Genomic DNA, 13,751 nt, shown 5'->3' with positions numbered 1-13,751 from the left:
GAGAAAGTGCGGCCGACCTTTGTTAGTCAGAGGTCGGCCGCCGAACGTTCAGACGGAGCGATGGCGGCAGCTCCGTCGTGACGATCGAAGTTACAAGGCGACACGAAACCGTTGGGGGGCTGAACTTGGGTTCCGCGTCTCATTGCAACTAAACAATACGGTTTCGTTCTGTTTCCTTCAAGGCTCATCACGACAACGTGTGAGGCGATGCAACGATCCTAAAACTGTCAGCGAGCCGGGCGGCGGCGCGCCTTCGTCGTTTCCTTGGCCGCATCGCGAAGCCGGTCCTGCGGCCCGACGGCGCCGGCAAGAAACAGCCGGATCGAGACTTCCATCCGCGTCTCGGCGGTCTTCATGTCGATCGGAATTCCGAATGTCGCCATCCGGTGGGTATGGCCTACCACCATGTTGAGGAATGTCTCGGCCGCGATCGTGGTGTCCTCGAGATCGAGAACGCCTTTATCGACCAGATGATCGAAGAAATCCGCCGTGGTCGAAACCGCTTTCGACCAGCCCTCGTCGACGGCAAGCTTGGCGACCTCAGGGAAATTGATCGCCTGCGCGGTCAGGATCCGGCTGAAGGCGATGGAGTCGGCGCTGCAGTTGAGCACCAATAGCTGGCGTCCGAGCTCGGTCAGCCGTTCCTCGACCGAACCGTCGCAGTTGCCGCCGGTCTGCGCTTCGGCCGCCGCGGCGGCGAGCGGGGCCAGCCAGCGAGCGATCTCGCGGCGGAGTACCGCGGCGAACAGGCCGCGCTTGTCGCCATACTGCCCGTAGACGGTGGGCTTGCTGACGCGGGCGGCCTCGGCCACCGCGTCGATCGACGTCGCATCGAAGCCGCGATCGAGGAACAGGCGGGTGGCGACCTCGATCAGCCGCTGGTCGCGCTCGATCGCAGCGTCCCGCGTCGGCCGGCCGCCGCGTGACTTGATCACGCCACGCTTGGCCACCTTGGCCTTGGTTGCCGTCAATCCCATTTGCCCATTCATCTCATTGTGCGTCGGACGGGTCCGTCCGGTCTATAACCCGCGCGGTGCGGATTCGTCCATTCGGCGGTATCGGGAGCAGGCCGCTTACGGGGGCATCGCGGTCCAGGCCTGCCCGGCGGCGGCCTTGTCGTATCCGTACTGGTAGAGCGCGCGCATATAGGCGGTGTCGAAGCCCTGCGTTTCCGGCGCCGGATAGTCGCGTTCGATGTAGGACAGATGGAAACCCAGCCGGTTGCGCCGGGCGAAGTCATAGGTCGAGAGGATGACGGAGCGCGTCTGCGCCTGTGTGATCGCCGAAATGCTGCGCGAGGCGACGTCGATCGTCGAGTTCGACACCAGCTCGAAGTTGCCTTCGAGCTTCTTGTTGACGAGGATGTAGATGTTCATGCGGCCATTGGCGGGCCAGCCGCGCTCGCGGAACAGCAGCGCATCCGGCAATGTCAGCACCGGCGCGGTCACGCCGCCGTCGACATGCATCTCCTGGAAGCGCCGGCCCTGGCCCTCGGCGTCGATCATGATCGGCGGAAACACCAGCGGGATGCTGGCGGAGGCGGCCATCACGTCGCGAAACAGCTGCAGCGCCTCGGGCGTTCCGACGGCGGCGATCCGTCCCATGTCCCAGATCACCGTGCGCTGGGTGTCGAGATCGGTGGTGACGATCAGGAGCTTTCGGCCCTTGGCGTTTTCGCGCGCCACCTCGCTCAGGATGTCCGGACCGACATAACGCGCCACCAGTTCGCGCAGCCGCTTGTTGCCAAACAGGCCGGAGCCGAACAGCACCCGCATCAGGCTGGGGTCCTGCAGCAGGCTTTCCGCGATGCCCGAGGTGTAGACCTCCTTCAGCGTGTCGTCGTAGCGCGGGCCAAGGAAGGCAAATGGCGCAATCAGCCCGCCGGTGCTGACGCCGGAGACGACCGAAAAGGCCGGGCGGTTGCCGGCCGCGGTCCAGCCGTTGAGGACGCCCACGCCATAGGCGCCGTCGGCGCCGCCGCCGGAGAGGGCGAGGTAAGTCTTGATCGGGGCGAGGTCGCTCTTCTCGAGCTTGAATTTTGACGCCGGCTCGTCGGCATAGCGGCGCAGCCCGTCGAGGTCGAGCACCCGCGAATTGGCGGCATCAGCGGCCGTGTAGGGCATCCGCGGCAGCGAGCTGCAGGCCGAAAGCGCCAAGGCGAGGCCGCACAGCAGGACCGCTTGCCGGATCGCACGGGCAGCCGTCGTCCGAGGGCCGGCGGGCCGGACGCTAGGGGGTGAGACCATCTCTGCCAGTCACGTTCGCGGATTGACGTCGCTGCGGAAGCCGGTTGCCATATTGTCGTCATAAAACGACACTGTTTCGTTTTGTTTAACGGGGCTGATGATGCAAGGCAAGCGTCTGGCCGGTTGTCCGTGTTCACGAAGTCGCGCGAGGGCCGTTATCCGACGGGTTGATCGGGCACCGGCGACACGCAATAAGCAGCCGCATGAATCTTCCCAATCATTTCGAGCTGCTGGCAACCGACGGCGCCGCCCGCACCGGGCGCCTGACCACGCCGCACGGCCTCGTGCGGACGCCCGCCTTCATGCCGGTCGGCACCGCGGGCGCGATGAAGGGCATGCATTGGCGCGAAGTGCGCGATGCCGGCGCCGATATCGTGCTCGGCAACACCTATCACCTGATGCTGCGGCCGGGCGCCGAGCGCATTGCCGGGCTTGGCGGCCTGCAGCGCTTCACCGGCTGGGGCGGCCCGATGTTGACGGATTCCGGCGGCTTCCAGGTGATGTCGCTGTCGGAGCTGCGCAAGGTGACCGAGAAAGCCGTGACCTTCCGCTCGCATATCGACGGCACCAAGGTCGAGCTGTCGCCGGAGCGCTCGATCGAGGTGCAGCGGCTGCTCGGCTCCGATATCGCCATGCAGATGGACGAATGCGTCCGGCTGCCGGCGGAGCGCGCCGACATCGAGCGCGCGATGCAGCTCTCGCTGCGCTGGGCCGAGCGCTCCAAGCACGCGTTCGAGGCGGCGCCGGACGGCTACATGCTGTTCGGCATCGTGCAGGGCGGGGACGTACCGGATCTGCGGCACGCCAGCGCGCGCGGGCTGACCGACATCGGCTTTCACGGTTACGCGATCGGAGGGCTCGCGGTCGGCGAGCCGCAGGCGGTGATGCTGGCGATGATCGAGGAGACCGCGCCGGCGCTCCCGGTCGATCGGCCGCGTTATCTGATGGGCGTCGGCACGCCGGAAGACATCCTCGAGGCGGTGGCGCGCGGGGTCGATATGTTCGACTGTGTGATGCCGACACGGAACGGACGCCACGGCATGGCGTTCACCCGCTTCGGGCAGATCAATTTGCGCAACGCCCGGCACGTCGACGATCCGCGTCCGCTCGACGACGAGAGCCCGTGGCCGGCGGCGAACGGCTATTCGCGCGCCTATCTGCATCATCTGGTGCGATCGGGCGAAACACTTGGGGCAATGCTGCTGTCCGAAATCAACGTCGCCTATTACCAGCAGCTGATGCAGGGCATCCGCGATGCGGTGGCGAACGGGACGTTCGAGGACTTCAGAACGAAAACGCGCGCCGGTTGGGCGCGCGGTGACATCGCTCCAAGATGAGCTGTGTGATCAGTTGCACACGATCGGTTTCACCGCGTGTTTGGTCACGAACCCGTAACCGCAGTTGTCGCAGGTCCAGAGATAGCTGATCAGATTGTCGAACAGGTACGCGGAGGCTTCCGCCGCCACCATGGAGTCAGCACACACCGGACAGGTCGGCAAATCGCTGCCGCGCGGATCGGGCCTGGACGCTGTGGTCGACAGAACTTCAGCGAGAGCTGGCATGTGACCTCCTTTGCGTTCTGAGCTGCACCTGACGAAAGTATATAGACGCATTTGTTTGACCTTGTCGCAACACAAATGCGTAGGTTTTACGTTATTTGTGTAGGTTCTTATTTTGCAATGCAACGAATTCGCGCCGCGGCGGTTTCTCACTTGCGCGTCATGATGCGCTGCTTCTAATGAGACAAGACCGCATATTCCCAGCACATCCCGCTACAGGAGCCGCTTGATGGACGCGCCGTCGACAACGAGTGCAGTGCAACCCGGACGCGGCCGCGTCTTTGACTCCATCGTCGATGCGATCGGCTCCACGCCGATCGTGCGGCTGCGCAGATTGCCGCAGGCGGCTGGCGTCAACGCGACGATCCTCGCCAAGCTGGAATACTTCAATCCGGCGGCCAGCGTGAAAGACCGCATCGGCGCGGCGATGATCGTGGCGATGGAGAAGGCCGGTATCATCAACGCCGACACCGTGCTGATCGAGCCGACCTCGGGCAACACCGGGATTGCGCTTGCCTATGTCGCGGCCTCGCGCGGCTATCGGCTCAAGCTCGTCATGCCGGAATCGATGTCGATCGAGCGGCGGCGGATGCTGGCCTTTCTCGGCGCAGAGATTGTGCTGACCCCGGCCGCGCAGGGCATGAAGGGCTCGATCGCGACCGCGGAAGAATTGGTGCGCACGACGCCCAACGCTGTCATGCCGCAGCAGTTCAAGAACCTCGCCAATCCCGAGATCCATCGCCGCACCACCGCCGAGGAAATCTGGAACGACACCGGCGGCAACATCGATTACTTCGTCGCCGGCGTTGGCACCGGCGGCACCATCACCGGCGTTGGTCAGGTGCTGAAGCCGCGCAAGCCGTCATTGCGCGTCGTCGCGGTGGAGCCGGAAGAGAGCCCGGTGCTGTCGGGCGGCCAGCACACGCCGCACAAGATCCAGGGCATCGGCGCCGGCTTCATCCCTGACATCCTCGACCGATCCGTGATCGACGAGATCGTCAAGGTCAACAGCGCGACCGCGATCGAGACCGCGCGCGAGCTGGCGCGCAACGAAGGCATCCCCGGCGGTATCTCGTCGGGTGCCGCGATCGCAGCCGCCTTGCAGATCGGCAGGCGGCCGGAAGCGGCGGGCAAAACCATTCTGGCGATTGTGCCGTCATTCTCGGAGCGCTATCTCTCCACGGTACTGTTTGAAGGAATCTGAGACACAGGAATCCAGCATATGGCCGACCAGCCGAGGCGACCGCGAACCCTGAACGATGCCCGCAGCGAAGCCGAGGCGGCGTTCAAGCGCGCCACCACCAAGGTCGCGGACGCGGTGCCAAAGACCGTCGCTGTCCCCGGCGTCCGCGAGCAGGTCACGCTGCGGATCGATCAGGACGTGCTGGAGTATTTCCAGGCGGGCGGCCCCGGCTGGCAGGACCGCATCAACGCGGCGCTGCGCAAGGCCGCCGGAAAGTAACACGCCTTCGAAACCAGGGGGCCCGGGACGATCCCCGGGGTCTTGGCTGGCAGGGCGCGGCGACGCGCACGGGTGTTACCGCGCGCGGGCCGGCTTCCTTGCGGTCGGTTTCAGGTTCATGAGGTTGCCGGCCAGAATCATGGCCGCGCCGAGCACCGTGTAGACATCGAGCCTTTCGGCATAGATCAGCCAGCCGGCGATCGCCGTCAGTGGCACGCGGACGAAATCCATCGGGATCACGACCGTCGCGTCGGCGTGGAGCAGGGCGCGTGCCATGCAATAGTGCGAGAAGGTGCCGCAGAATGCGATCACGGCAAGCCAGCCCCAGGTCGAGAGCGGCGGCCACGTCCAGACGTAGAGCGCAGGCCCGATGCTCGCGAGCGATTGCACCACCAGCATCCAGAACATGATCGTCAGCGTCTGCTCGGTCCGCGTCAGCGACTTGACCACGGCGACCGAGATGCCGAAGCCGACTGCCGCGGCAAGCGCGATCAGCTGGCCCGGATTGAGCGCGCCGGCCGCCGGCCGCACGATCACGAACACGCCGACAAGGCCAAGCACGATCGCGACGATCTTCCACGCCGTCATCCGCTCGCCGAGAAAGCTCGCCGCGAGGATCGCGGTCCAGATCGGCATCGTGAACTCGATCGCGACCACCTGGCCGATCGGGATCAATGTCAGCGCAAAGAACCAGCCGAGCTGCGCGCAGAAATGGATCAGGTTGCGTGCGATATGGACGTGCACCCGTGCCGTCTTCACGATCGCAAACCCGCCATTCATGTAGATCAGCGGATAGAGCATCGCGAAGCCGAGCACGCCGCGAACGGCCATCAGCTGGAAGACGTTGACCTCGCGCGTGGCCTCGCGGCCGGCCACAGCCACGATCAGCATCAGCGCGAGCCAGCCGGACATCCACAAGGCTGCGCGGGTCTTCGAGGGCGTGCGATCCATGACGGGGAACGAGCGGAGGAGGGGTGCCCGGTATCGGCGAGCTGCCATGAATTTGCAACGCGCAATTCTGCCTGCGCGGTGATGCGTCACCCGCGTGATCTCTGCTAAGCAGATCGGGAAATCAAAATCAGGAGGATCTGCTCATGCGTGTCTTGCAACCGGCCGAATGGTCGAAACCCCGCGGCTTCTCGCACGGTGTCGCGTTCGACGCGCCCGGCAGGTGGATCGTGCTGGCGGGGCAGACCGGCGGCGATGAGAAGGGCGACTATCAGCCCGAGATGGCCGCGCAGGTTGGCACGGCGCTGAAGCGCATCGTCAAGCTCCTGAACGAAGCCGGCGCCGGTCCAGAGCACATCGTCCGCCTGACCTGGTACCTGACCAGCCGCAGCGAATACGAGGCCGCGGGCGCCGGCATTGGCGCCGCATGGAAGGAGACGCTCGGGCGCAATTTCCCGCCGTCCACGCTGCTCTATATCGACGGGCTGGTCGATCAGCGCGCCAAGGTCGAGATCGAGGTCACGGCGTTCGTACCTGCGGCATAGCACCGCTGGGAAGCATGCGAGCCATTGCGGCACAGGCGGAAAAAAGCCCTCGGGGATGACCGAGGGTTGTTCTCGTCGAGATCTGATTGATTACTTCGACAGCGTGATGTTGGCGCCGCGGAATTGATTGTCGGCCCTGATCGTCACCGACTGTCGGTTGCCGCTGGTGCGCATCGCGATGTCGGCGTTGAAGCCGGGCGCGCTGGCGACAACCTGGAAGTTGCCGCCGCCGCCGCGGCCCTGCAGGGTGCCGTTGATGTTGCGGCTCGTTTCGGTCCACGACCCGCTGACCGCGCTGCCTTGGGCTTGCACGTCGGCGCCCAGGTTGAACTTGTAGGAGTCGCTTGCGCAGACGAGGTTCATGGTCATCCTGGGCCCCCCAACTTGATAGGTCGCGCGGCAGCGAATCCGCTCGTTGGAACCGTCGTCCAGCGAGACCGAGCCGCCGCCCGACCAGGTGCCCGCCATGCCTGCGAACGGGCCGGACTGGGCATGGCCGGCGGTGCTCGCAAACGCAGTCACGAAAAGCGCGGCGGCCGCAAATGCAGGCCGCCGCGCGATCGCGAAAAACCTTGATGTGATGGTGATCTTACTGACGGGATGCTTCCCATCGGCCGCTGCACGGTACGCCAGCTGATGCCCCATTCCACTTCCCCGATCCGGAGTTGCCACTGAGTTGTCCGTTCGCATATGCACCATTGATCGAGACCCGCACAAGTCCCCCGCTGCCGACGGTGCCGGAGATTGCCGCACCTTGTGCCGAGATCTTTCCTTCAGCGACGGTCACGGTCGAGCTCTGCGACGGTTCGCAGCTGCCGGTCTTGGTGACGACGGTGACGTTCCAAAGGCCGTCATAAGGCTGCTGAGCGGAGGCGGGAGCAGCGGTGAGGGCGGCGGCCGAGGCGACCGAGGTGACCAAAATCAGGTCGCGAATGCGGATCGAACGCATGAATCAAATCCCTGTCATTTCGTGTGATGACGCGGCTTATCCTGTCACAATGTGTTCAAAATTTGCTGCGTCGCGGGAGTCCCCAAATGTTCCTGTGAACTCAAACACATCATGGTGAATTCGGTTCCGGATCAGGAACGGAAAATCCGAGCACGGCTTTCCGAACAGGGCATTCATATACTCCGGCTCGGTTAGTGCTTGCCAGGGCTCAGATTCGGCGCCTTGGTCGCAAACTGCTCATCCTGGACCTTGGCCGGCAGCGAGCCGTTGACCTTGCCGTAGTCGATGACTTGGGCGAGCAGACGCAAACCGAGCGGCGCCAGCGCGCGCTCCCACAGCTCGCGGGCGGTCTCGCCTTTCTTGACGAACACCCAGTCCTGCGCGGCGATCGCGCCGGCGTCCATGCGGTCGGCGAGGTGATAGATGCTGCCGCCGGCGATCGGATCGCCTTCCTTGATGGTCCATTCCACCGCCGCGATGCCGCGGTGGCGCGGCAACAGCGACGGGTGGTAGCCGATGCCGCCGAGCCTGGACGCGGCAAGCGCCTCCCTGCTGACCCGGGCGTGGCTGTGGGCGGTCACGATCAGGTCGGTGTCCGGCGCGATCTCGGCGGCCGTCACCAGCTTGGGATCGGCCTGGACAACGACCTCGATGCCGGCCGCTCTGGCCGCCGCCGCCAGCCGGTCCTCGCCGTCATGGACGACCACCCTGACCAGCGTGACGTGGTGTTCGCGCAGCATGTTCAGGGTCGTCACGCCGAAATGGCGGGAACCGACAAGGGTAATGCGCATGGGAATCTATTCCGTAGGGTTTACTCGGGGGTTTACTCGGGGATTGCTCGGGCCGCCGCTATGCCGATAGCACACCGCGGCCGCCTGTTTCGCTGTCTTGCCGCTTATCAACAGGACGGCCGGGTGGCAAATGTCAGGCCGCCGGCTGCTTGCTGGCCAAAACCTTGTCGATGCGCCGGCCGTCGAGGTCGACGATCTCGAATTCCCAGCCCTGCGCGGTGGTTTTCGCGCCGACATCGGGGATCGCGCCGAATTCATGCAGCAGGAAGCCGGCCGCGGTCTGGTACGGCCGCGGCGATGGCAGCGCGATGCCGAGCAGTTCGCTGAATTCCAGCGCCGGCATCCAGCCCGAGATTAGATAAGAGCCGCCGTCGCGCCGGACATAGGCGGGCTCGGCCGGGCCTTCCTCGGTGTGGAAGGCGCCGACGATGGCCTCGAGGATGTCGGCGCTGGTGACGACGCCCTGGAAGGTGCCGTACTCGTCGTGGACGAGGCCGATATGCACTCTGGAGTCGCGCAGGATCGCGACCACGTCGCGGGCGTCGACGGTCTCTGGAATGATCGGCGCATCGCGCGTGAGCGCGCGGATGTCGGGCGCCTGGCCAGCGAGGTAGACGTCGAGCACGTCCTTGGCCTGCACGATGCCGAGCGCATGATCGCGGTTGCCGTCGAACACCACGCAGCGCGAGTGACTGCTCTTCTGCAGCGTCGCCAGGATCTCGGCTGCGGGGGCGGCGAGGTCGATCAGGCTGACCTCGTGGCGCGGCGTCATCACGGCGCCGACCGGAAGATCGCCAAGCCGCATCACGCCGGCGATCATCTCCTTTTCGCCGGGCTCGAGCACACCGGCGTTCTCGGCCTCCACCACCAGTGTTTTGATCTCGTCCTCGCTGACGCGGTCCTGTGCATCCTCGCGATGGCCGAGCACCCACAGCAGCAGCTTGCCGGAACGGTCGAGCAGCCACACCAGCGGCAGCGACAGCCGCGCCATCATGGTCATGGCCGGAGCGACCTTGACCGCGACCGACTCGGGATCGCGCAATGCGATCTGCTTCGGCACCAGCTCGCCGACGATCAGCGAGGCATAGGTGATCACGCCGACGACCAGGCCCACGCCGACCGCGTCGGCGATGCCTGCGGATACGCCGAGCTCAAGCAGCCATTGGGTCAGACGCTGGCCAAGCGTTGCGCCCGAGAAGGCGCCCGACAGCACGCCGATCAGCGTGATGCCGATCTGCACCGTGGAGAGGAACTTGCCGGGATCGGAGGCCAGTGCAAGTGCGCGGCGCGAACCGCTGACGCCTCGTTCGACCAGCGCCGCAAGGCGCGCCGGACGCGAGGAGACGATCGCGAGCTCCGACATCGACAACAGACCGTTGACGACGATCAAGACCGCCACGATCGCAAGTTCCAGATATAACACGGGAGTCCCTAAACATTGGCGGCGTTGGCCGCTAGACGACGCCCAATATAGGCATACCGGAGCGGTTTTGCTGTGCCTTGTCGGGCGTTTCTGCACAAGCAGAGGGTGCGTATGGCCAGCATGCAGCAGGAGATCGCGGCATTTTGGCGCGCTGGCATGTGTGACAGCCGGACAAGTGCTGAGGCGCGACGAGATGGGGTTGAATCGTCATCGCGCTTCAGCCCATTGTTTGAGCATGATCTCCGCGCAAACGCCCTGCGTTTGTCGCGGGGGAAGGCCGCTTCGCACATTTCCGGATTCATGCTCTAGGCGAGGATCCGCAGCGCCGGCTTGGCGAACGTCCTGCCCGACGAGGCGGGCGGCACCAGCATTCGTTTGGAGGCGGCTTGCAGTTGCACGCGCAAATCGGCGTTGCATTGCTTCATCTGGTTGCGCAATTCGCGGCGGGAGAAGGCGGTGAGCGAGGGGTCCGCGAGTTGCTGCCAGGCCCTGCGCAGCCATTCCTGCAGTTCGCGAATGTTCTGATCCAGAACCTTCTGATCAAACACGTCGGGCTGGGTCATGCCGCCAAATCCCACGAAGCGATCAGTTGCAAACTAACGCTGATTCGCGTCGCTTCACCTAGCGCTATGTTGCGCAGGCATGTTTGCGGCGGGGGAGATTGGCGGCGGCAGGCGCGTTCGTGCCCGCGTCAGCGGGCGTCGTGGGGTCCGGTGCGCAGCAAATCCAGCGCGACCGGCAGCGCGAGGAACAGCGCTGCCAGCATGGAGAGATGACGCGTCTGCGCGGCGGTCAGGCCGAGATCGTATTGGGCGAGATATGCCAGCATGATCGCGATGTAGGCGGCGACGCAGATTGCGACGGCGATGCTTCCGAAATCGGTCTTGCTGTCGGTCTTATCGTCCATGGCGGCACCACGTCGTTGCCGGAGCGGTGTAGCGTGGGTCGACTTCACCACCTATGAGCTGGATCACGGGCGAGGGATTGCGCCGGCCAAATGGCTTCGTGCGTCACGACAGGAAAAACTGGCGGAGGCAAACGTCGCGACCAGCATTCCGCAGCGACGTGGCTGCGACGCCCTTGAAAGTCTCGCGGCGACCTAACCTGCCGGCAGCAGGAGCCTAGCGAGGCAGGCTGCCTTGCGATTGGCTTCCACCGGGAAGCTTGACCGGAATGTGGGGCGAGGTGCTCACCACGCGGGGACTTCCGTCGGAATGGGTCTGGCCGTTAAGCAATGTCTCGAGCAACAGAATGAATTTCTCGGCAAGCATGGGCGTAGCCCTCGTCCGTCTAATGTCCTTATGTCGCGGCGCTCGGCGGAAAATTCGATCAACAAAATGCGAGTCGGACCGGCATTGTGATGTTGCAGCGCGGAGACTTCCCGGTGCAATCCGGGAGACTACCGGCACCCGCGTGCTGCCGGCGCGTCGATGGTTGCCAGGTTGCTAACGATTGGCGGCGCTGCACGTGATGGCGCTCACCGTTCCTTCAAGGATGCACGTTAACGATAGGGGTATGGATCGTGATCAGGACATCGACGAGGGATTCGGATCGGCGCTGCGCCGCAGCTACGGGCGGCTGGCCTGGTGGATCGTACGACTTAACCGCGTGCTCGAACCGTCGCGTGCGGCCGAACCACCGCGCACCCAATTGCCGCCGCGGCCAGCCGTTCCGCCACGGCGGCCGCACCCGCCGCGCCCCGAATAGACCCCACCGTAATACCGGCTTCCACTGTATCGGCCGCGCGGCCGGACTGCTATTCATGCGCCATCCGCGGACCCCTCCGGTCCGCCGTTTTTGACGATGCGGCCGCGCGGCCGCGCAAGCGACGAAGGACGAACGCGATGATTGAGACGGTTGGCATTATCGGCGCCGGGACCATGGGTAACGGCATCGCGCAGATCTGCGCGGCGGCAGGCCTCGGCGTGACCATGGTGGATATCTCCGACGCGGCGGTCCAGCGCGGCCTGAAAACGGTCGGGAGCAGTCTCGATCGGCTTGTCGCCAAGGAGAAGATGACCGCGGCCGACCGCGACGCGACGCTCGGGCGCATCAACGCGACCACCGACAAGGCCAAGCTCGCCGCCTGCGATCTCGTGATCGAAGCCGCGACCGAGAACGAGGAGCTGAAGATCAAGATCCTGAAGGATCTCTGTGCGGGGCTGAAGCCGAGCGCGCTGGTCGCAACCAACACCTCGTCGATCTCGATCACTCGCCTTGCGGCCTCGACCGATCGTCCCGACCGCTTCATCGGGATGCATTTCTTCAATCCGGTGCCGGTGATGGCGCTGCTGGAATTGATCCGGGGCTTGCAGACCTCCGACGACACCGTCGCCAAGGCCGAAGCCTTCGCCAAGCGGGTCGGCAAGGTCGCGATCACGGCGAAGAACAGCCCCGGCTTTGCGGTGAACCGCATCCTGTGCCCGATGATCAACGAGGCGATCTTCGCGCTGCAGGAAGGCATTGCGACCGCCGAGGAGATCGATGCCGGCATGAAGCTCGGCTGCAATCATCCGATCGGGCCGCTCGCGCTTGCCGATCTGATCGGGCTCGACACCATGCTGTCGGTGATGGAGGTGTTCTACACCGGCTTCAACGACCCCAAATACCGGCCGGCGCCGCTGCTGAAGGAGATGGTCGATGCCGGCCATCTCGGCCGCAAGACCGGGCAGGGGTTCTACAGCTACAGCAAGTGAGGCCGGCGCGCGCCTGACCCCGTAATCATCCGGGATGGATCGCGCGGACAAGGTCGCGTATCGACAACACCTGATCCGCCACGAGGCGGGGGACATCAGAAACGAGGCCCGGTCTCCTAGGCACACCGGGCCTCGTTTTTTTGTGGGTCAGTCGGCCGATGCGACCGGCGTGACGCTGGTTTCCTCGGGATCGGCGCCGAACAGGCCGACGAGATATTTGTAGTAGTCCGGCATCTTCTCCTTGAGCGTGGCGCGCGTATAGGGTTCGTGCTCGGAATCCTTGCCGGCCAGAAAGATGCTCGCCGTCACCGCGAAGAACTCCTGCTGGTTCTTCAACGCGTAGGCCTCCTTGGCGAACAGCTCCTTCGATTTGGCCTGGCTGAGGAAAGCCTTGATGCCCTTGTTCTCATAGCCGTTCGGCATCAGCCGGGCGTGATAGGCATGAAGGAATTCGTGCAGCAGCACCGGCTCCTTCGCGTAACGCATCATGTTCGGACGCATCCTGATGATGCCGATGCCGGAATCGAGCGCAAGCGCGAGCGGATCCGAATTGGTCCATTGCTGCTTGTCGTGATCCCAGATGGTGACGTCGCGCGTCGCGCCGCGGTCCCATTCCGGCGGCGTCAAGCCATAGCAGGCCGCCGCCGCGCCTTCGTCGAGACACGCCATCTCGCTCGCAACGATCGGCACGCGATGGAAGAACTGCAACACCTTCGGGCTGAAGCCCGCGGTTTCCACGACGTCGAGCTGGCGGCGGACCATGTCGGCGATGCTGGTGACGTCCTTACGGTCGGCGTTCTCGGAGAGATCGAAGACGTAGCCGCGATATTTCTCGACGCTGCCCGGCGCCGCCTCGGACGGCCCCGACATTCGTGGTCCGGCAACGGCCGGACCGGCCGCAAGTGACAGGATCATTGAAGCAATGAGCGCGCTGCGCATGATTATCCCCCGTGCGACGAGCCCCTCCGGGTGTCGTCGTCCATTGAGCCGCGCGGGAGACTAGGGCAGCTGCCTTGCGGCGCGCTTAAGTCGCACATTTCAACCGCGCATCCCCGATTAGGCGTCGGTTAACTACATGCGCTGGGCGGCCCGGCGGGCAGCAGGCCGGCGGGTCTGGAGGCCGCGAGGGCCG

Annotated in this window: 16 protein-coding genes; 5 read left to right on the top strand and 11 right to left on the bottom strand. The window is 64.7% G+C overall.

Annotated features, from left to right (window positions below; translation table 11 throughout):
- Window positions 1-227: 227 nt before the first annotated feature.
- Entirely contained in the window at window positions 228-977 is a 750-nt protein-coding gene (locus JEY66_RS24350; protein ID WP_018271563.1) for a TetR/AcrR family transcriptional regulator, read from the bottom strand.
- Window positions 978-1,073: 96 nt separating this feature from the next.
- Window positions 1,074-2,246, bottom strand: coding sequence for a patatin-like phospholipase family protein (locus JEY66_RS24345; protein WP_051110107.1), 1,173 nt, complete (start codon window positions 2,244-2,246; stop codon window positions 1,074-1,076).
- Between the two features lie 203 nt (window positions 2,247-2,449).
- On the opposite strand from JEY66_RS24345, the gene tgt reads away from it, so the two are divergent.
- Window positions 2,450-3,583, top strand: a complete 1,134-nt coding sequence (gene tgt, locus JEY66_RS24340; protein WP_018271565.1) for a tRNA guanosine(34) transglycosylase Tgt — start codon at window positions 2,450-2,452, stop codon at window positions 3,581-3,583.
- Window positions 3,584-3,592: 9 nt separating this feature from the next.
- On the opposite strand, the gene JEY66_RS24335 is transcribed toward tgt, so the two are convergent.
- Complete coding sequence (locus JEY66_RS24335) at window positions 3,593-3,808, bottom strand: hypothetical protein (RefSeq protein WP_026192745.1); 216 nt, start codon at window positions 3,806-3,808, stop codon at window positions 3,593-3,595.
- 226 nt (window positions 3,809-4,034) lie between these two features.
- Between JEY66_RS24335 and cysK the strand changes: the two genes are divergently transcribed.
- Both cysK and JEY66_RS24325 read left to right on the top strand, forming a co-directional pair.
- Window positions 4,035-5,009 carry a cysteine synthase A gene (cysK, locus tag JEY66_RS24330; protein WP_018271566.1) on the top strand — a complete coding sequence of 325 codons (975 nt, stop codon included), beginning with the start codon at window positions 4,035-4,037 and terminating at the stop codon, window positions 5,007-5,009.
- Between the two features lie 18 nt (window positions 5,010-5,027).
- Complete coding sequence (locus JEY66_RS24325) at window positions 5,028-5,267, top strand: BrnA antitoxin family protein (RefSeq protein WP_018271567.1); 240 nt, start codon at window positions 5,028-5,030, stop codon at window positions 5,265-5,267.
- Between the two features lie 75 nt (window positions 5,268-5,342).
- Here JEY66_RS24325 and JEY66_RS24320 read toward each other — a convergent pair whose 3' ends face one another.
- Complete coding sequence (locus JEY66_RS24320; RefSeq protein ID WP_026192746.1) at window positions 5,343-6,218, bottom strand: DMT family transporter; 876 nt, start codon at window positions 6,216-6,218, stop codon at window positions 5,343-5,345.
- A 143-nt stretch (window positions 6,219-6,361) separates the two neighbouring features.
- Here JEY66_RS24320 and JEY66_RS24315 point away from each other — a divergent pair, with 143 nt between their 5' ends.
- Window positions 6,362-6,760, top strand: coding sequence for a RidA family protein (locus tag JEY66_RS24315; RefSeq protein ID WP_016846109.1), 399 nt, complete (start codon window positions 6,362-6,364; stop codon window positions 6,758-6,760).
- A 90-nt stretch (window positions 6,761-6,850) separates the two neighbouring features.
- On the opposite strand, the gene JEY66_RS24310 is transcribed toward JEY66_RS24315, so the two are convergent.
- From JEY66_RS24310 to JEY66_RS24285, 6 genes are all read right to left on the bottom strand, one after another.
- Window positions 6,851-7,405, bottom strand: a complete 555-nt coding sequence (locus JEY66_RS24310) for a hypothetical protein (RefSeq protein ID WP_018271569.1) — start codon at window positions 7,403-7,405, stop codon at window positions 6,851-6,853.
- A complete protein-coding gene (locus JEY66_RS24305; RefSeq protein WP_016846110.1) occupies window positions 7,350-7,709 on the bottom strand; it encodes a hypothetical protein in 360 nt (119 codons plus the stop codon). Before JEY66_RS24305 ends, JEY66_RS24310 begins: the two co-directional genes overlap by 56 nt.
- 191 nt (window positions 7,710-7,900) lie before the next feature.
- The gene (locus JEY66_RS24300; protein ID WP_018271570.1) at window positions 7,901-8,500 is read right to left on the bottom strand and encodes a formyltransferase family protein; all 600 of its coding nucleotides are present in this window, start codon (window positions 8,498-8,500) and stop codon (window positions 7,901-7,903) included.
- 133 nt (window positions 8,501-8,633) lie between these two features.
- Window positions 8,634-9,923 carry a hemolysin family protein gene (locus tag JEY66_RS24295; protein ID WP_018271571.1) on the bottom strand — a complete coding sequence of 430 codons (1,290 nt, stop codon included), beginning with the start codon at window positions 9,921-9,923 and terminating at the stop codon, window positions 8,634-8,636.
- Between the two features lie 305 nt (window positions 9,924-10,228).
- The gene (locus tag JEY66_RS24290) at window positions 10,229-10,486 is read right to left on the bottom strand and encodes a hypothetical protein (protein WP_016846113.1); all 258 of its coding nucleotides are present in this window, start codon (window positions 10,484-10,486) and stop codon (window positions 10,229-10,231) included.
- Window positions 10,487-10,614: 128 nt separating this feature from the next.
- Window positions 10,615-10,830 carry a hypothetical protein gene (locus JEY66_RS24285; RefSeq protein ID WP_018271572.1) on the bottom strand — a complete coding sequence of 72 codons (216 nt, stop codon included), beginning with the start codon at window positions 10,828-10,830 and terminating at the stop codon, window positions 10,615-10,617.
- A gap of 937 nt (window positions 10,831-11,767) precedes the next feature.
- Between JEY66_RS24285 and JEY66_RS24280 the strand changes: the two genes are divergently transcribed.
- Entirely contained in the window at window positions 11,768-12,619 is an 852-nt protein-coding gene (locus JEY66_RS24280) for a 3-hydroxybutyryl-CoA dehydrogenase (protein ID WP_018271573.1), read from the top strand.
- Window positions 12,620-12,766: 147 nt separating this feature from the next.
- Here the strand turns inward: JEY66_RS24280 and JEY66_RS24275 are convergent, their stop codons facing one another.
- Window positions 12,767-13,558 carry an anthrax toxin lethal factor-related metalloendopeptidase gene (locus JEY66_RS24275; RefSeq protein ID WP_026192747.1) on the bottom strand — a complete coding sequence of 264 codons (792 nt, stop codon included), beginning with the start codon at window positions 13,556-13,558 and terminating at the stop codon, window positions 12,767-12,769.
- Window positions 13,559-13,751: the final 193 nt, after the last annotated feature.

It is taken from the genome of Bradyrhizobium elkanii USDA 76, from assembly GCF_023278185.1.
GTDB classification, from domain to species: Bacteria; Pseudomonadota; Alphaproteobacteria; order Rhizobiales; family Xanthobacteraceae; genus Bradyrhizobium; species Bradyrhizobium elkanii.
The sequence above is the reverse complement of the archived record's forward strand: the minus strand, read 5'-3'. Positions and strand labels throughout refer to the sequence as shown.